Source organism: Shewanella profunda, from assembly GCF_023283765.1.
Lineage (GTDB): Bacteria > Pseudomonadota > Gammaproteobacteria > Enterobacterales > Shewanellaceae > Shewanella > Shewanella profunda.
Genome location: NZ_JAKILG010000024.1, coordinates 23,995 through 41,764, shown reverse-complemented (window position 1 = coordinate 41,764; position 17,770 = coordinate 23,995). Strand labels below are relative to the sequence as shown.

Here is a 17,770-nt window from a genome sequence, read left to right as displayed (position 1 = left end):
CGCAACCTCAAGTAAAATCAAAATGTTATTTTATTACTTCCTTGACTAATCACCACTTTACATGTGTTATTAAATTGTGAATTGCAGAGTGAGTTTGATATCGCTGCAGTCGTCAATTCCATGGGAGTGGTCTATATGCAGAAATTTTTCCAGTATGCATGCATCCTACCTTGTTGCATCGGCAGCCAGATGAGTGTTGCCAAAGCCGAGGAGTCACAAACAATCACCCCTGTGGCACGACAGGAAGAAGCGCCGAAGAAAATTGGCAAAATTATTGTCGTTAACAATCCGATTTTTGATGAGTCAGATCCAAACGCTTTTTTTATTCATCACTGGGCGAACCAGTTTCATATCAATACCAAAGATTATGTCGTGCGCGATAAACTCACTTTTACTGAAAACGACACCGTAAGCCCAAAAGATCTCAATGAGTCACAACGCCTCTTACGGGCAGAGCCCTATATTCGCGATGCAAAAATCTATATCGCCGACAAAGATCCCCTATCAGACACAGACCCTAATGTTGAATCCGTTGTTATTGAAACGTGGGATAACTGGTCATTACTACCCACGGGGAGCTTTAGCAGCTCAGGGGGGGATACTCGTTATTCTTTTGGGGTAAAGGAGGACAACTTATTGGGTACTGGCATCCGTACTTGGATGAATTACCAGTCAAACGAATCTCGCAGTGGTTATAAATTTGCCTTTGAAGCCCCCCTTAGCATTATCGAACACGGCATCATAGCCGCAGAGTTTTATGATAATAGCGACGGCCAAGCCAAACATATGTATATCAGTAAGCCTTTTTATTCACTCAAGACTAACAGCATGTATTCCTTGGAATACCTAGACGATAGTCGTACCGATATACTGCGACAAAATGGTGATGAGGTGAATGAATTTGAACACAAGGCTGACTACCTTAACCTAAAATACGGCTGGCTAATTAGCCAAAATAGCGACAATATCTCACGCTTTATTACAGGTATTACCCAAGATAAACATGAGTTTGCAAACATAGATACCTATCCCACATCGACGCTACCGCAAAACAGGGACTTTATGTACCCTTGGATTGCCTACGAGTTTATTGAAGATGATTTTCACGTACTGAATAATATTCATCTGATCACCAATAACGAAGACTTTAACTTAGGCTGGCACCACTATATTCAGTTGGGATTAGAAACCAAAGACATAGCTGATGATAACCCGCTAGGCTACCACTTTAAGTGGCAAAGCAGTGGCGGTTACCGATTCGATAATCAACTCTGGCTATTAGAAATGGGTGGCAGCAGCACCCTTGGTACAACGCCAAAAGATACCTATACAGTCGAAGCTCAAGCCGAATACTTTCATCGGATCAACCCTAAATGGACTGCCTACGGTAAGGCTTGGATCAGTAGCTCAAATAACACTTACCTTGATCTTACCCAAGGGCTTGGGGATGAAACTGGCGTACGTGGTTATCCCAATGAGTACCAACAAGGTGACCATCAATGGATCATCACCGCAGAACTCCGTCATTACCCTAATATCAATCTGTATCAACTGGCAGAACTGGGCTGGGCACTGTTTACCGATCTTGGTCAAGCATCGGGCGGACCTCTGGCCAACAATAACGAAGTCAGCGGTCCACTGGGCACTATCGGTATAGGAGCACGAATTTACTCCTCACGTTCTAGTTATGGCAATGTCGCCCATATCGATTTTTCGCTCCCATACACGGGCGGTGAATCTGCCAATAGTTGGGAATGGCGACTATTAGTCAAACAGAGTTTTTAAACCTAAGGTACATACAGAATAATCGTATGATAAATTTACTCTTTTAAAACAATCCTCAACGCCTTGCGACCTCAAATAAACTTCTCAACGCGTTCAGCACTAACGAGTTATTCCAAGCCACACGTTAGCCCACAGCATAATAGCCACTCTTTATTTAAGATAAATGCAACAACTTATTGCTAGTCCACATCAGTCCTACACAACAAGCCAAGTACTTACATCTGCTTACGCGAGGCATCATTTTAGCGGCGTTGACTAATACTAATAACAACGAAATGCATATCTAAACCAATGAAAGTCATTATGATAATAAGTCGCGGCGTTTAAAGAATTATCAAACGATTAGTTTGGTTATCCAACGCAGACCAAAGGTGCTACGCAGTAGTTTTACTGTGCTGTTGTGGCGCATTTGAAACAGACAACCAAGGCTGAAACTGACGATCAAGCCTGGCGTAGAACCAATAAAAGTACGGGCACTTTGCGCTACTTGTCGTTTCCTCGTCAGTAACAACTCATGCTGCAACTGGCCTTGGTCGGTCAGCACAGTCAGCTTCAACTGCTGTTTTTTCAGTAAGGTTTTAATTAGCATGCTTATTGTTCCTGTTTAGGAGCCAAAAACAAAAGGCGTAATTGTCGCCAGGTATTTGAAAAACCAACTTGGGATAGTACATAGCCAAGGCTGCGCCAACACCAGAACAACAAAACAAACTGCAATAACACTAACGCTGTGCCAGTAATCAATAGCGAACTGCTCAGCTGGAATAGTAAATACCCCAACAGCAGCAAGATACTGCCCCAGAGTAGAATTAAACCAGCACCAAAGCAGACAACTAAAGCTGCTGCTATGGTTAGACTGCGTCCGGTTAGCTGCCATTCTGCCGTTGCAATTTGCCCAGTCAGTTTTAACTGACTGGTATAAATTTGCTTCACCGAACTACTCAGCGCGGCAATCTCAGCTAACTGTTCAATTGCCTGCTCTGCTGTTTTATTCAGGGTAGCCTGCGTTGATATAGGCTGCCCCGAATGAGCTTCAGCACTGTGTGAGACAGGCTTTTGTTCTGGTGCTTCGGATCGTTCGCTATGTTGCATAAATCCGCCTTAGCGACGGCGTAATAAAGCCGTCAGCACGACACCCGCCGCAAACGCTATACCTGCTGTGGCAAGTGGGTTTTGTGCTGCAAGCTCACGGGTTTTGCTATATGAGCTTTGCAGTTGCTGTTTAATTTCCTCCTGCTTGTGTGCCAGAGTTTCCTGCGAGTGAATTGCAGTTTTACGCAATGTGTCTTCTGCGGCTGCGGCTTTCACTGCTACGGCATCAACGGCATGATGCGTGGCCTCACTGGCTTTTGCCGTGGTTGGCGAATTTAAAGCATTGTTACTTTTACTATCAGCCTTGGCTGTTGTACTGGGTGAAATAGCCATAAGATGTCTCCTTGGTAAACACTATAAACACAGCGATATGCTGTATTTTGCATCTTAACCACTAGTTGCAATGGCTGCGCCAACCCCAATAAATACATTAAAACAAATAGTTAAATAGATACATTACTATCGGCGTTCCTCTTTGAGAGTAGAAGTTACCTGCCCATGGTAATTTTTACCCACTGGGTCAAAGCATTTAGGCAACGGGGTGATCAGAGAACTAACTCCAGCGATCGAGAACGATCCTGCATTGCCATCATCTTTAAATGGCTAATGCTTGCTCAAGATCGGCAATCAAATCTTGAGGATCTTCGACGCCAATACTCAATCTAATCAAGTTGTCATTAACCCCAGATGCTAGCCGACTCTCGGCATCCATTGCCGCATGGGTGGTACTTGCTGGGCGGGCTCAAATAGGATAATTTTTGTTTCGGCGGTAATCTCTGCCAATAAATGATCATCGTCTTGATAACGACGCACGGTAATACCCGCGCGGGTTAAGGTTTGGATGAGAAATGCCGCAGTGCCACCATATACGATACGGGGTCGATAAATGCAATTTCATCACCATAACTGGCTAAGGCATAGAAAATACTACTGATGGCCGCCTATCCCACTCGCAACAACGAGTGCTTCATCAGCCCCTTCCAGCTGTGCTAATTGATGTTCAAGAGCCTGAACTGTCGGATTCGCTATTCGACTGTAGATAAAACCCGGCTGCTCACCAGCAAAACGGGCTCGACCATCTTCGGCACTACCGTAGACGAAGGTGCTGCTTTGATAGATGGGAGTCGTAAGAGCGCCCGTCGAATCCTCAGCGCTATGATGGGTGTGAAGCAATGTGGTTTTAAATTGCATAATAGGGCCTAATAACCATTAAATGGCATGGGCGAATGAGGCGTAATGCGCTTGAGCAACGTCGGGATGAGAGCGTAAACGCCCTTTTAATACATTCTGGCCACTTGGTGGAGAGTGGGTTTAATGGATCGCTTGCCGGCCCTTGGGCTTGGCTTGCCAGATGCTTCGGTAAAGGTAACAAAGGGACTGTTGCATTCAACTGCGCCGCCATAAAAAAGGCCTCACATCACTGTGAGGCCTTCTAATAGAAAGGTTTGAGTTGGCCGATAAGCCGGGTCCTGTCTTGGACAGTCATTCATCTAGGCCTGCAATCGCTCACAGGCTCAAGCGACCTACCCGGTTCCAACGCGAGCCACGCCATACGGAACCCTATTTGGTCTTGCTTCGGGTGGAGTTTACCTTGCTACGGACTATTGCTAGCCGCACGGTGCGCTCTTACCGCACCCTTTCACCCTTACCATCTTAGCCGAAGCCAAAATGGCGGTCTCCTCTCTGTTGCACTTGTCGTCGGTTCACACCGCCCAGGCGTTACCTGGCACCCCGCTCTTTGAAGCCCGGACTTTCCTCCCCGTTCTTGCGAACGCGGCGACTGTCTGGCCAACTCGGCGCGGATTATAGCCTAAGCCACCTTTATGTACCACAGTTAATCCAGACTACGCGTAGCAGTGCTTATAAATCAGACTCTAGCCCATATTTATACAGCGCATTTTTCTTAAGACCGTGAATTTGCGCAGCAATTGCAGCGGCCTTTTTGAGAGGCAATTCTTCGCACAGCAGCTTAAGCGTATTAATTGCGACCGTTGGAATAGCTTCATCGTCATCGATATGGTAACCGTGCACCATCAGCACGATTTCGCCCTTCTGTTGATTAGGATCTGTGCTTACCCTAGCTAATACGTCTGCAACAGGACCGGATAAAAAAGTTTCGAAGGTTTTAGTCACTTCCCGCGCCATCACTACATGGCGATCGCCACCAAGTACTTCGGCCATAGTCGTCAGGCTATGCTCGATACGGTGTGGTGATTCGTAAAAAATCAGTGTGCGCGGATCTTCTTTCAATGCCAGCAATTTATCGGCACGGGCTTTTTCTTTAGACGGCAAAAAACCTTCAAAAGAAAAACGATCCGATGGTAAGCCTGAAGCACTCAGGGCGGTAATCGCCGCGCAAGGGCCGGGCAAGGGGATCACATTAAAACCCGACTGACGCACATGGGAGACTAAGTGATAACCCGGATCAGAAATCAACGGCGTACCCGCATCTGAAATTAATGCTATCGACAGCCCAGCTGCAAGCTGATCGACAATCCACTGGGCACGAGCACGTTCGTTATGGTCATGCAGCGCAATAGTTTTAGTGGTAATACCGAAGTGGCTCAATAACTTGCCGCTGTGGCGGGTATCTTCACAGGCGATCAATGAAACCTGATTCAGCACCTCTATAGCCCGTGAACTCATGTCGCCCAAATTACCTATGGGAGTGGGAACTATGTAGAGTGCGACGCTTTGGTCCATATATACCTCTGTAATGACAGTGCCAAGACTTTCGTCAAGCGCGAGAGAAGGTTAAACTAGAGGCTGCATCTTACCAGAGTGAAGCCCAGTGTTAAAAAGCCTGAATACAACTAAGTTCGTTTCCGTGGCCATTTTAGCGGCAATTTTAGCGGGTTGTGGCACTTCGACGCCTACAACTTCGACTGGAACGGCCCCCACCGCGGTCACCTCTTTAGCCTCTGCCCCTTTGGCGCCCAATGTGTATTTAGCACAGGCAGCCAATAGCAAAGACGCACAGCAACGGGATACCAACCTGCTGCTTGCGGCGCATGCGTATATCAATGCGAACGATTATGCCGCCGCGCAAAAACTGCTTAAGTCGATGCAACCCAGTTTAACGCAGAACCCGACGCTATTAGCCGAGCACAAATATCTCACAGCTCGTGTACTTGAACATACTTCGACCTATACTGATGCTCTCAATATATTAAATTATCCAAGTACTTGGAGTCTGCCGAAGTGGCAGATGGTGGCATATCACCAGTTTAAAGCTCACTTATATCAACTAAATAAGCAGCCCATTGAACAAGTACGCGAGCTAAGTTTGCTCACGACCTATCTGCCACCAGCAGAGGCGAACGAAGTCAATGATAAAATTTGGCAAGTACTGCAGCCTATGCACGAACAAACACTACAAAATTTTACCCGTGATACTAAGAGCCTCATCTTTGCGGGTTGGTTACAGCTGGCCTATATTGCGAAGCATTATGCCGTCGATCCGGCCCAATTAGTGCGCTACTTAGGCGAATGGCAGAAACAGAACCCATATCATCCTGCAGCCGCAAAATTGCCAGCAGACTTAGATAGAGCACTCAATGCTAAGCCTTTTGCACCAAAGAATATTGCGGTGCTATTACCGCTCACAGGCTCAAGGGCGAATGCTGCTAATGCGATTCGTCAAGGTATTTTAGCCAGCTACTTAGCCAAACCTAACGAGCAAGTTGTGGTGAATTTTTACGATACCGCAAATGATGCCGTATCGGCCTACCAGCAGGCGGTAGCTGCAGGTGCTGAGTTTATCATTGGCCCGCTATTGCCCAGTGAAATAGACCAATTACAGGCGATGAATAACACCAGCACAACGGTAACGGGTGCGGTGCCAGCAACAAGCGCACCTATTCCACAGTTATTTTTAAATCAGACCGAAAAGTTAGTACCTGATGCTAATAAATTCTACTTCGCCCTCTCACCCGCACAAGAAGCGGCTGATGCTGCAGCGCGTATGTATCAAGATGGCGTGACTATGCCGCTACTACTTGCCAGCAACGATGCTATTGGCAAACGTATGGCCGAGAGTTTTATCCAAGCATGGAAAAAGAAGAGTGACACTCCCATCGAAGTCTATTACTACGATGGCGGTGATAAAATGCGAACCACAGTACAAGATGCCCTTGGCGTACGTGATAGCCAAGAACGAATTGCCCGCATTAAGGAACTCATAGGTAACTCAGTACAGGCCGATTTTCGTTCACGCCAAGATATCGATGCTATTTATATGATATCAACGCCACAGGAGTTAACTCTGCTCAAAGCGTTTATCGATGTGAACTTTAGTGTCTTCACTCAGCCTGTACCTCTGTATACCTCAAGCCGCAGCCGTATCGATAACGAGTCGAGCCAAACCGCACAGGATTTAAATAATTTAACCATGAGTGATGCCCCTTGGCTAATGCAAAATGGCGAAGAAAACCTCATGGTAAATACCCTGTGGGCTGGTTGGAATAATAGCCAGAAGCGTTTGTTTATCATGGGTTATGACGCTATAGATTTAATTAGCAAATTAGCCCAAATGCGCTCATTTCCCGGGTATCAATTTAACGGCCGCAGCGGTGTTTTATCCGTCAGCCCAGACGGTGTTATCAACCGCCAGTTAAGCTGGGGACGATACCAAAGAGGCAGTTTCCGCCTGCTATGATACTCGGACAAGAGGCTGAAACGCTCGCCCAAAGTCACCTGGAACAACAAGGGCTCACTTTTGTCGAACGTAATGTCCGCTATCCGTTTGGCGAAATCGATTTAGTCATGCGCCATAAAAACCATTGGGTATTTGTTGAAGTGAAATATCGCTCTGCAACCCAATATGGTGGCGCACTACAAGCAGTAAGTAAGGCGCAAATAAGCCGTATACGTAAGGCTGCTAGCCATTACTTACAAATCCATCGACTCGATGTGCCCTGCCGTTTCGATGTTGTCGCAATAGAAGGCAATCAAATCCATTGGTTAGTCGATGCCTTTTAGACATCGGCATGAATTATTTTTAACGCTTATGCCTCAACTCACCCGAGAAATTATGGCATGATAGCAACACTTTATCCTGAAAGGATTTATCCATGTTAGAACGCATTAAAGACAGTTTTACTGAGTCAATCCAGACCAAAATCGATGCAGCCGAAGCGCTGCCTGAATCTATCGCTAAAGCGGCCGAGATGATGGTGCACTGTCTTTTGGGTGGCAATAAAATCCTCGCCTGCGGGAATGGTGGTAGTGCTGGCGATGCACAGCATTTTTCGGCCGAACTGTTAAACCGCTATGAGATTGAGCGTCCACCCTTACCGGCTATCGCCCTGTCTACCGATACTTCAACCATCACAGCTATCGCAAACGACTATAGCTATGACGAGATTTTCTCAAAACAAATCTTAGCCTTAGGTCAACCAGGTGACATCCTGCTGGCGATTTCTACCAGTGGAAACTCAGGTAACGTGATTAAAGCAATGGAAGCCGCACTTAGCCGCGATATGACCATTGTGGCCCTAACAGGTAAGGACGGCGGTGCGATGGCAGGCCTATTGAGTGTTGGCGACGTAGAAATTCGTGTCCCATCTAATGTTACCGCGCGTATTCAGGAAGTACATTTACTGGTGATCCATTGCCTGTGTGACAATATTGACCGCACACTTTTCCCGCAGGACGAGCAGCAATGAGACACGCTGCCCCACTGTTAATGGTTTGCTTGCTGCTACAAGGCTGTGCCGGTGCCGTTATGGTGGGCGCAGTCAGTGGCGCCATGGTGGCTAATGATGAGCGAACGGTAAAGACTCAGCTCGATGATACCAATACGGATTTTAAGATTACTAGCGCACTGCTGGAGCAAGAAGATCTTAAAAAACAGACTAATATCACTGGTGTATCGGTAAATGGCAATGTGCTTATGATAGGCCAAGCCCCAAACTCTATGCTGCGGGACAAAGCAATTAAGGTTGTGCAAGATCTTAAGCTAGGTGGCAAAATCCACAATCAGATCCGTATTGGTAATCCAACCTCTTTCACCACACGCAGCAATGACACTTGGGTCACCACCAAAGTGAAGGGGCGCATGTTAAATGAAAAAGGTTTAGACGTGACCCGCATTAAAGTCATTACCGAAAATGGCGAAGTATTCTTACTTGGACTCATCCATCGTTCGCAGGCGGATTTAGCTGTAGATATAGCCCGCAATACCGCAGGCGTACGTAAAGTGGTTAAAGTATTTGAATACATCGAGTAACACTATCGCGCCTAGGCCACTTAGCGCTTAGGCTCGCCCTCGACACTTTCAAGTATCAAGGGCTCCACCAGCAAACCCTCAACACTGCAGCGCCCAGACTTAGCAATTAACATTCCTATCCAAGGTAGGAATAAAGATGGCAGTACAATCAATGCCGCCCCAAGCCAACTTAAACTGTCTAACCATTCATCGAACAACAACCAACCTAGAAACACGATAAATAACAGCCCGGTATATTCCGCAATCGCAATATCACTCGCCTGGGCTTTACGGTAAGCTAACACACAAAACCAATGATAAATCAGCAAAAAAGCATTACTCAGCAAGGCAATACTCAACAATCCCCAACTGAAACCCTGTAGACCTTGAAACGCTGTTATCAACAAAGTGGCGGGTATACCTAAGAGGTTATAAAGCATTAAGGTGAGTACTGGATGTTCCGTATTGGGCACTTTTTTAAGCGTCAGTTGGTTCACCGCAAAGGTGAAAGCCGAAAATAGTACAGCAAGACCGAACCAATTCATTTCACTCGGGCGCAGAATAATCACAATGCCCACAAATCCTAACAGGGTACAGAATACCTGCCCTGTGGTAATGCGCTCCTTAAGAAACCAATATCCCATAAGGATGATCATCAGCGGTGCCGAGTAAAACAGCGAGCTCACGGTCGCAAGCGGCAACGCCATTAAACCAATAATTAAAAAAAGCGCGCCAACTGAGCCTATGTTGGCACGCCAAAGGTGAACTGAAATATGTGTCGTCATGGGTCGCTGCGCATATAACCATATGGGCAACAACATAAAGACAGAGGTAATTTGTCTTACAAGAAGAAAAGTTGCGGCGTTGGCATCATCCGGTAACCATTTGATAGATACATCGTAAAAAGCACTAAATAGGTTACCCACTATCAATAAAATCAAACCGATAACAACAGGGCGTTGCATTTTTAACTTCCACAAATCTCGATGGCAGCATGATAATCCCCACAAAACTTAAGCTGAAATGATGCTTTCTCATGCTAGATGAATTAGATTCATACTAAAATTTTTACATATTGAAAATAATGAGAAAGCTTCCACCATTACGTGCGCTACAAGTATTCGAAACCGCCGCCAGACAGCAGCATTTTTCAAAGGCGGCCGATGAGCTATGCATCACCCAAAGCGCGGTTTCACATCAAGTGCGAGTATTAGAAGAATATTTTGGTGAGCAATTATTTGATCGCCAAGGCCGTAAGTTGCAATTAACACCCAAAGGCCAAGGATTATTCGTCGAATTAGAACGCATTTTCAATGAGCTAAGTGACCTTAATCTTAAGGTGAAGGACACACCCAATAAGCAATTATGCTTAGCGGTTTATAGCTCCTTCGCCGTGAAATGGTTGATCCCTCGGCTTGCGGATTTTCGCCGCCAGTACCCGAGTGTGAAGATCCGCCTTGAGATGATCACCCAAGATCCTGACCTAAGTACCAGTACAGCGGATATTTTTATCGCAGGTAAACTCAACCAGCGGGGTTATTGGCAGCAGTTACTGCATAAGGAACGCTTGATCACAGTGTGTAGTCCAAGCTTTTACCCCAAATGGCGTGAGATCAACCTCAATAATTTTCAGCAGCAAGCCCTATTAGTCGTGGATGAAGGGCCCCTGGGGCTTGACTGGCATAAATGGTCATCTGCACATCAAATCCCGCTTAATAACGAACAACAACATATATTTAGCCATATCGTCATGGCGATTGAAGCCGCCATTGCCGGTCAAGGTTTAGCCCTTGCACCAGATTTTATGGTAGCGGGTGATATTTCCACTGGGCGTTTAGTCGCGGTGAACTTACCCGATGTGCATACGGGTTTTGAATTTACCTTCTTTTGTAAGCAGCGCCGCTTATCCGAGCCTGCGATTGCCGCCTTCTCATCTTGGCTTAAATCACAGGCCTAAAACCTGGTTACAGAAACAAAAAAGCCGACTTATGTCGGCTTTAAATTCAATGCTTGAGGTAATACGGTTTAAACTAACAAACCAATTTTCTCATAGACTTTTTTCAAGGTCACTTCGGCGCGCGCCTGTGCATTCTCGGCACCAGCCCTCATCACTTGATCTAAGTAAGCACGATCACTACGAATAGCGCGGTAACGCTCCTGCAATGGTTCCAACATGCTAACAACTGCTTCGCCTGCGGCACCTTTCAAATGGCCATACATCTTGCCTTCAAACTCAGCTTCTAGGCTCGCAATGCTTTGACCCGTCACACCCGACATGAGACTCAACAGGTTAGAAACCCCCGGCTTATTGTCCATATCGAAACGCACAACTGGCGGCTCATCGCTGTCTGTCATGGCTTTTTTCAGTTTTTTGAGCACGGATTTAGGATCTTCGAGTAAACCGATAACATTGTTACGGTTTTCGTCTGACTTAGACATCTTCTTCAGCGGCTCCTGCAGTGACATCACCTTAGCACCATGCTCAGGAATAAATGGCTCAGGAATAGTGAACGTATCGCCATAGGCATTGTTAAACCGAGTAGCGATATCACGCGTTAATTCAAGGTGTTGCTTTTGATCTTGACCAACCGGGATTTCGTTCGCTTGATAAATCAGAATATCCGCCGCCATCAGCACAGGGTAACCAAACAGACCCACGTTGATGTTGTTAGCATGCTTTTGTGATTTATCTTTAAACTGAGTCATGCGACTCAACTCACCCATTTGGGTATAGCAGTTTAGTGCCCAGCCCAATTGTGTGTGCTGTGGTACCTGTGACTGGATAAACACTGTGCTCTTTTTAGGGTCAACACCACAGGCTAAATACAAAGCCAAGGTATCTAAACAGGCTTCGCGCAGGGTTTTAGGATCTTGGCGCACAGTAATGGCGTGTAAATCCACTACACAATACAAGCAGTCGTGGCTATCTTGCATCGCCACCCATTGACGCAATGCACCCATGTAGTTACCTATGGTTAATTCGCCGGACGGCTGCGCACCGCTGAGTACTATGGGTTTGGTCATTACGTCATTGCTCCACTATATAAATAAAAAGGCTGTAAAAATTATCACAATACTAATTAACACTGACTCTCGCTGCTTGAGCTTAAGCAAGTTTCAACCAGCTCAAAATATCACTAAATTGCTCACATACGGCATCAGGGCCACTGAGCCCGATATCTTCACCGTAGTTGTAGCCATAGGTCAAGCCGATTGATGCTATCCCCGCCGCTTTCGCCGCTAAAATATCATTTTTCGAGTCACCCACCATTAATAACTCTCCTTTATCCAATTGCCATTCCTGTAACAGGTGCTGAAGCGGCAGAGGATCGGGCTTCATCTTAGGTAGCGTATCGCCGCCTAACACTAAGCTAAAAAAGTCATTAATTCCAAAGGCATTGAGTAAAGGCAAGGTAAAGCGATACGGCTTATTGGTAACCACAGCCAGCTTAAAGCCTTGGTCGAATAAGGTTTGCAATACTTGATGCACATCGGCATAGAGTGCACTGTGCTTTTCAAGATTCTCTTGGTAGTGATGCATAAAAATCGGCATGGCGGCATCGAGCACATGCTGTTCAACATCGAAACCTAAAGCATTCGTCATAGCACGCCGCATTAACATTTCAGCGCCATTACCTACCCAAGTACGTACTTGCGCCTCTGAACAAGTCGTTAAACCTAGCTCAGCTAACGCTTCTTGAGTAGCCACAGCGAGGTCAGGAACACTGTCAATTAATGTACCGTCGAGATCGAACGCTATTGCCTTAATTTGTTCCTGCATGCGCTTATGCCTCGACTTTAGCAAGTTCGGCACGCATTTCATCGATAACGGCCTTGTAATCCGGTTGACTAAAAATGGCAGAACCCGCCACAAACATATCCGCACCCGCGGCCGCAATTTCGGCAATATTGTCCACCTTCACACCACCATCGACTTCTAAACGAATATCGAAACCGCTAGCATCAATACGCGCACGCACTTGGCGCAGCTTATCTAAGGTCGATGGGATAAAAGATTGCCCACCAAAACCAGGGTTTACCGACATTAATAAAATCAGATCGAGTTTATCCATCACATGATCAAGGTAATGCAATGGGGTCGCTGGGTTAAACACGAGACCCGCCTTACAACCGCATTCTTTGATGAGCTGGAGTGTACGATCGACGTGCTCTGAGGCTTCAGGATGGAAAGTAATGATAGAAGCCCCTGCTTTAGCAAAGTCAGGCACTATTCGATCAACGGGTTTAACCATTAAATGCACATCAATATCGGCGGTAATACCATAGTTACGCAGCGCCTGACACACCATAGGGCCTATGGTTAAGTTAGGTACATAGTGATTATCCATTACGTCAAAATGCACTACGTCGGCACCCGCATCTAATACGGCTTTTACATCATCCCCTAAACGGGCAAAATCGGCAGATAAAATCGATGGAGCAATTAAGAATGGACGCATAAAACACTCGCTGTAATTGAACAAAAAGTGCTTCATTTTACCCTTAGCCACGCTAAGCCTCTATAGCTAAAGCCACATTTATGGTAATTGAATTCAATGTGGTGTCAGTGAAATGCATACTAATAATACAAACGCTTTTCAAGAAATACGGCTGAAAAACTAGATTTCGAACATTTTAGTAGAGATTGATAAATTATTGTTCATAAACTAAGCGAGTTTGTTATACTCGAAACGCTGCACAGGGTTATGTTGAAGGAAGCATTATGAAAGGGCGGTTAAATCATTTTTCAAACTTACTAGGTTTAGTCACATTTAAGTCATCAATGATGTTAGCATTTACTGCTGTCGTTGTTGCCTCCTTGGCCTTTGGCGCTCAAAAACTCACTGACAATACTGAAACTACCGCCTGCGCTTGCAGCAGTGACACTCGCTATAACAACTCTTTGCCAAGCAGCCATCCCAACAACCGCTGTGCCAACCAAGCACAACCCTTAAGTTGGACAACTTGGCTTACGGGTAAAAATCGTTCGAGCCAGTTTCACTTCGTTGATCTGCTTGAATTATTATATGGGCATAAAGATAAGCCTATCGATGATATGAAACCCACTAATTCGCAACTTTCCTATTAATGTTTAGTCGCATTTGGCAAATATTTCAGAGCACCTTAGCCGCTTTTTTTGGTGTGCAATCCGATAGAAATCGCACACAAGATTTCCAAACCAATTCACCCCTACCCTATATCGTTATGGGCATAGTGCTGGCAATAGTCTTAGTGGTAAGCCTTATATTACTTGTTGGTCAAGTGCTTAGCTAATGCTGTTACAATCAACATCACTCGTCCTGTAGATCGTAGTTTTCATCGTATAGCGCCATCAATTCATCCACTTTATTGCGGCTACTGCCGTTTTGACTGATGTTGCGCTGTACCTGGATCTTTGCAAGGTGAGCTCCACGATATAGCTCCCGCGTTAAGGGGATGTCATGGTTGCTGATCAACACTGGAATGCCACGTTCAAGCGCTGTATGGCGAGAATGTCGAGCGAGTAAAGCCTGATCATCTAGGCTAAAACCAGCGCCTACATAGGTGGTAAAGCTGGCAGTAGTTGATAAAGGTGCATAGGGCGGATCGCAATAAATCACATCGCCAGTACGGATCTGTTCAAATGCCTTTTCATAGCCAATACATTTAAACTCGGCACATTGAGCCTTTTCAGAAAATGCCCAAATTTCCTTTTCAGGAAAGTAAGGTTTTTTGTAAGAGCCAAAGGGCACATTAAACCCACCTTTGCGGTTATAACGGCATAAGCCATTAAAGCCATGGCGATTTAAGTAGAGGAAATAAACCGAACGCACAAAGGGATCGCTGGTTTTGTTAAACTCAGTACGCACCCTGTAGTAAGCGTCCTTCTGGTTCATCTCATCGACAAACATCTTTTTAGCAGCAGTAATATATTCGGCAGGTTTTTCTTTTACTATTTTATAGAGTTCGATCAGATCCTGATTTATGTCGCAAAGCAAATAACTCGGATAATCCGTATTTAAAAACACCGAACCCGCCCCTACAAATGGCTCAACTAAACGGTCCCCAGCAGGTAAATAGTTCGTTAACTCATCCACCAACTTAAATTTTCCGCCAGCCCACTTCAGGAAGGCTCTATGTTTTTTAATCATTTAATTTGATGAATACCGACATAAATAAAGGCCATGATTGTACTCTGTTTATTCTGAAATTTCACGATTCGGGAGACTTTCTTGTAGCTGATATTCTCGCAATTCCGACCATTTTCTGACCCAAGGTTGATCGAGGCGATATTGCTTAGCTAATTGCGTTGCGGCGTTCTGTGCTGATTGATGATTGGTATAGTGACCAACGAATACCACCCAACGTTGTTTATACTTTGCAACTCTGACCCCTTCGACTCCTTCAATCATTTTTAAAGTCGAACGTAAAGAGCGCAATTGCGAAACACTTGCCAGTTGAATGGTATAACCCTTAGTCGGCTTCTGCTGTGCCGCTATTGTGGAATGTTGAGCAACCTTAACCTTTGCAGTTTGACTAACATCAGAACTCTCTGACTTAGCCGATGTTGGTATAGCGCTTTTAGACTCTGTTGTAGCCGCCTTGCTACTTGCCTCATCAATAGGATGTTCAATTGGCATATCGGACTCAATTTGCGGAGTCTCGCCATGGAAATCTGCCAAAGGTTCAGGCTCTACAATCTCTTCTGCTTCAATCAGTGAAAGCCTAAGCTGCTCGGCGCGTTGGCTAAAATAAGGTGCTAGCCGTTGTTGACCATGGGCAAGGAATTCGGGTGAATCCATCGCAGGATAGGTTATAGGCTCCAAGATTCGCCCATTGGGAGAAAGCTGAGTTATGGCTCCCCAAACAGCTAACACGAGCAGCACACTAACGAAGCCAATAGATAGTGCTTTATATTTTCTCCAAGCAGATTTTTGCTTAGGCTGACCATGGAGGGCAAGCTCAAGTAAATTAACGACTTCCTGTGGAGTGCCAGCTTGCGTTTCGAGTTGTGCACGCACTATCTCCCTTGGTGTAAAGGGATTTTGGTCACTATACCTAAGCAAAGTTTGGTACAGAGCTTCACGCTCAGGGAGTGTTAATGGCTCAATACTGACGGGTAAAACTTGCCGCCTTAATTGTTCAGGTAACTGTGGCAATAAATCTACCAAAAATGCAGAAGGAACAGTAAGAGTGACCGCTATACGTTTACCCGCACATTGGATTTGATTGAGGATAATGCATTCTGCCCATAGTTCTTTAGAAAGCAAATGGGCGTCATCTATGATGATATGTAATGGTTTGGTTTGAGTAGGAGCAACACGCAATAGCGTTTCAGCAAGCGGAATATCATCATCAAATATCGGTGATGAAATCAATTGCACCAATATCTTACGTCGAATTTCAGCATTTGCCGCATGCATTGGACAAATCACTAACGCCGCATTTGACTCATCAAAATCGGTCGCTAATGCAGTAACAAGTGTCGTTTTACCTGAACCTGGGGTACCAGAAAGCACCAGTAGCTGGTCGCTATAACTGGCAATATGATACAATCTTTGTATAAGTGCTTCCTGAGAAGGAAGCAAGACTAAACCCTGAAACGTCACTCACTCACCACACAGTGTTTATGCGCAGCGAATAACCTGTTCAAGGGTAGATTCAGTGACTTGACTAAAGACATCCGCTTGACCAATTCCAGTCGGAAGCACCAGTCGAATCTGACCACCTAACACTTTCTTATCGCGTCGCATATGTTGAATGAAACTGTCGAAATTCATAGATTTCGGCGCACTCACAGGGAGATCGAAGGCTTGAAACAACTGCACAATACGACAAACAATTGACTCATCAATCAGTCCCACTGACTTAGCCGTTTGTGCAGCAAGGACTGTGCCAGCAGCAACAGCCTCACCATGAAGCCAGTTGCCATAACCCATTTCAGCTTCAATTGCATGACCAAAAGTGTGTCCAAGATTTAACAAAGCACGAACCCCCTGCTCAGTTTCATCTTGGCTGACAACATCGGCCTTAATCTCACAACAACGGGAAATAGCGTACACTAACGCTTCAGTTTCTAATCTTTTTAATGCCTGCACATTATTTTCAAGCCATTGAAAAAAATCGCCATCCCACATAATGCCATACTTAATGACCTCGGCCATTCCCGCGGCAAATTCGCGCGCTGGTAACGTTTGAAGACATTGAGTATCGATCAACACAAACTGTGGCTGGTAAAAAGCCCCAATCATGTTTTTACCTAAGGGATGATTTACGGCAGTTTTACCACCAACAGAAGAATCTACTTGCGATAATAATGTCGTTGGGATCTGAATAAAATTAATACCGCGTTGATAACTCGCGGCAGCAAATCCTGTCATATCACCAATCACGCCGCCACCCAAAGCCACTAGCACAGAATCTCGACCATAATTTCGCTGCAATAGTGCAGTAAAAATAGAATCTAAATGTGCTAAGTCTTTGAATTGCTCGCCATCAGGCAGAATAACACTCTCTACCTCACCAAAAGAAGCCATCATTTCTTGTATCTGTTTAAGATATAGAGGAGCGATGGTTTCATTGGTGACGATAAGGATGCGTTTTTTAAGCAGGTAGCGAGACAGTGTCTCGCAATCATTCATCAAATTCTGGCCAATATAAATGGAGTAACTACGTTCACCTAAATCAACCTGAATTTGCTTCATCATT

Annotated in this window: 22 protein-coding genes, 1 other RNA gene and 1 pseudogene; 8 read left to right on the top strand and 16 right to left on the bottom strand. The window is 45.4% G+C overall.

The genetic code is table 11. From position 1 onward, the window contains the following. The first annotated feature begins 135 nt into the window (after positions 1 to 135). Complete coding sequence (locus L2744_RS12585; protein WP_248992225.1) at positions 136 to 1,785, top strand: BamA/TamA family outer membrane protein; 1,650 nt, start codon at positions 136 to 138, stop codon at positions 1,783 to 1,785. A gap of 334 nt (positions 1,786 to 2,119) precedes the next feature. On the opposite strand, the gene L2744_RS12580 is transcribed toward L2744_RS12585, so the two are convergent. The 9 genes and pseudogenes from L2744_RS12580 to rsmI form a co-directional block, all read right to left on the bottom strand. Then, the gene (locus L2744_RS12580) at positions 2,120 to 2,374 is read right to left on the bottom strand and encodes a hypothetical protein (RefSeq protein WP_248992224.1); all 255 of its coding nucleotides are present in this window, start codon (positions 2,372 to 2,374) and stop codon (positions 2,120 to 2,122) included. A 2-nt stretch (positions 2,375 to 2,376) separates the two neighbouring features. Then, on the bottom strand, positions 2,377 to 2,874 hold the full coding sequence (locus L2744_RS12575; RefSeq protein ID WP_248992223.1) for a hypothetical protein: 498 nt from the start codon (positions 2,872 to 2,874) through the stop codon (positions 2,377 to 2,379). A gap of 9 nt (positions 2,875 to 2,883) precedes the next feature. Further along, entirely contained in the window at positions 2,884 to 3,207 is a 324-nt protein-coding gene (locus L2744_RS12570) for a DUF883 C-terminal domain-containing protein (RefSeq protein WP_248992222.1), read from the bottom strand. Between the two features lie 262 nt (positions 3,208 to 3,469). Further along, positions 3,470 to 3,586, bottom strand: coding sequence for a PLP-dependent transferase (locus tag L2744_RS12565; RefSeq protein WP_312018327.1), 117 nt, complete (start codon positions 3,584 to 3,586; stop codon positions 3,470 to 3,472). After that, positions 3,565 to 3,687, bottom strand: coding sequence for a hypothetical protein (locus L2744_RS21575; protein WP_283103967.1), 123 nt, complete (start codon positions 3,685 to 3,687; stop codon positions 3,565 to 3,567). Before L2744_RS21575 ends, L2744_RS12565 begins: the two co-directional genes overlap by 22 nt. 114 nt (positions 3,688 to 3,801) lie before the next feature. Then, positions 3,802 to 4,065, bottom strand: a complete 264-nt coding sequence (locus L2744_RS12560; protein WP_248992221.1) for a PLP-dependent transferase — start codon at positions 4,063 to 4,065, stop codon at positions 3,802 to 3,804. A gap of 18 nt (positions 4,066 to 4,083) precedes the next feature. After that, positions 4,084 to 4,285 (bottom strand): annotated as a pseudogene (locus L2744_RS21655) (isopenicillin N synthase family oxygenase); the annotation flags it as partial. Between the two features lie 31 nt (positions 4,286 to 4,316). Continuing rightward, positions 4,317 to 4,670: RNase P RNA component class A (gene rnpB / locus L2744_RS12555), an RNA gene on the bottom strand. A 64-nt stretch (positions 4,671 to 4,734) separates the two neighbouring features. Next, positions 4,735 to 5,577: a 16S rRNA (cytidine(1402)-2'-O)-methyltransferase gene (gene rsmI, locus L2744_RS12550; protein ID WP_248992220.1), complete on the bottom strand. Its 843-nt coding sequence runs from the start codon at positions 5,575 to 5,577 to the stop codon at positions 4,735 to 4,737. Between the two features lie 88 nt (positions 5,578 to 5,665). On the opposite strand from rsmI, the gene L2744_RS12545 reads away from it, so the two are divergent. The 4 genes from L2744_RS12545 to dolP all read left to right on the top strand — a co-directional run bounded on the left by L2744_RS12545 (position 5,666) and on the right by dolP (position 9,103). Beyond that, positions 5,666 to 7,531 (top strand): penicillin-binding protein activator, encoded by a 1,866-nt coding sequence (locus L2744_RS12545; protein WP_248992219.1) that lies wholly within the window; start codon positions 5,666 to 5,668, stop codon positions 7,529 to 7,531. After that, entirely contained in the window at positions 7,528 to 7,854 is a 327-nt protein-coding gene (locus L2744_RS12540; protein ID WP_248992218.1) for a YraN family protein, read from the top strand. The genes L2744_RS12545 and L2744_RS12540 overlap by 4 nt, the downstream gene beginning before the upstream one ends. Positions 7,855 to 7,946: 92 nt before the next feature. After that, the gene (locus tag L2744_RS12535; protein ID WP_011791066.1) at positions 7,947 to 8,540 is read left to right on the top strand and encodes a phosphoheptose isomerase; all 594 of its coding nucleotides are present in this window, start codon (positions 7,947 to 7,949) and stop codon (positions 8,538 to 8,540) included. Continuing rightward, positions 8,537 to 9,103 (top strand): division/outer membrane stress-associated lipid-binding lipoprotein, encoded by a 567-nt coding sequence (gene dolP / locus L2744_RS12530; protein ID WP_248992217.1) that lies wholly within the window; start codon positions 8,537 to 8,539, stop codon positions 9,101 to 9,103. Before L2744_RS12535 ends, dolP begins: the two co-directional genes overlap by 4 nt. 20 nt (positions 9,104 to 9,123) lie before the next feature. Here the strand turns inward: dolP and L2744_RS12525 are convergent, their stop codons facing one another. After that, positions 9,124 to 10,047, bottom strand: a complete 924-nt coding sequence (locus L2744_RS12525) for a DMT family transporter (RefSeq protein ID WP_248992216.1) — start codon at positions 10,045 to 10,047, stop codon at positions 9,124 to 9,126. Positions 10,048 to 10,166: 119 nt separating this feature from the next. On the opposite strand from L2744_RS12525, the gene L2744_RS12520 reads away from it, so the two are divergent. Further along, entirely contained in the window at positions 10,167 to 11,039 is an 873-nt protein-coding gene (locus L2744_RS12520; RefSeq protein ID WP_248992215.1) for a LysR substrate-binding domain-containing protein, read from the top strand. Between the two features lie 68 nt (positions 11,040 to 11,107). On the opposite strand, the gene trpS is transcribed toward L2744_RS12520, so the two are convergent. From trpS to rpe, 3 genes are all read right to left on the bottom strand, one after another. Continuing rightward, positions 11,108 to 12,106, bottom strand: a complete 999-nt coding sequence (trpS, locus tag L2744_RS12515) for a tryptophan--tRNA ligase (protein ID WP_248992214.1) — start codon at positions 12,104 to 12,106, stop codon at positions 11,108 to 11,110. Positions 12,107 to 12,188: 82 nt separating this feature from the next. After that, a complete protein-coding gene (locus L2744_RS12510) occupies positions 12,189 to 12,863 on the bottom strand; it encodes a phosphoglycolate phosphatase (protein WP_248992213.1) in 675 nt (224 codons plus the stop codon). Positions 12,864 to 12,867: 4 nt separating this feature from the next. Next, positions 12,868 to 13,542 (bottom strand): ribulose-phosphate 3-epimerase, encoded by a 675-nt coding sequence (rpe, locus tag L2744_RS12505; RefSeq protein ID WP_248992212.1) that lies wholly within the window; start codon positions 13,540 to 13,542, stop codon positions 12,868 to 12,870. Positions 13,543 to 13,805: 263 nt separating this feature from the next. Between rpe and L2744_RS12500 the strand changes: the two genes are divergently transcribed. Then, positions 13,806 to 14,171, top strand: coding sequence for a hypothetical protein (locus L2744_RS12500; protein WP_011791073.1), 366 nt, complete (start codon positions 13,806 to 13,808; stop codon positions 14,169 to 14,171). After that, positions 14,171 to 14,356, top strand: a complete 186-nt coding sequence (locus tag L2744_RS12495; RefSeq protein ID WP_248992211.1) for a DUF2970 domain-containing protein — start codon at positions 14,171 to 14,173, stop codon at positions 14,354 to 14,356. Before L2744_RS12500 ends, L2744_RS12495 begins: the two co-directional genes overlap by 1 nt. A 17-nt stretch (positions 14,357 to 14,373) precedes the next feature. On the opposite strand, the gene L2744_RS12490 is transcribed toward L2744_RS12495, so the two are convergent. The 3 genes from L2744_RS12490 to aroB are packed head-to-tail and all read right to left on the bottom strand — an operon-like array spanning position 14,374 to position 17,766. Then, positions 14,374 to 15,213 (bottom strand): Dam family site-specific DNA-(adenine-N6)-methyltransferase, encoded by an 840-nt coding sequence (locus L2744_RS12490; protein WP_248992210.1) that lies wholly within the window; start codon positions 15,211 to 15,213, stop codon positions 14,374 to 14,376. Positions 15,214 to 15,261: 48 nt separating this feature from the next. Beyond that, on the bottom strand, positions 15,262 to 16,671 hold the full coding sequence (locus tag L2744_RS12485; protein ID WP_248992209.1) for an AAA family ATPase: 1,410 nt from the start codon (positions 16,669 to 16,671) through the stop codon (positions 15,262 to 15,264). A gap of 18 nt (positions 16,672 to 16,689) precedes the next feature. Then, the gene (gene aroB / locus L2744_RS12480) at positions 16,690 to 17,766 is read right to left on the bottom strand and encodes a 3-dehydroquinate synthase (RefSeq protein WP_248992247.1); all 1,077 of its coding nucleotides are present in this window, start codon (positions 17,764 to 17,766) and stop codon (positions 16,690 to 16,692) included. Between the last annotated feature and the right edge of the window lie 4 nt (positions 17,767 to 17,770).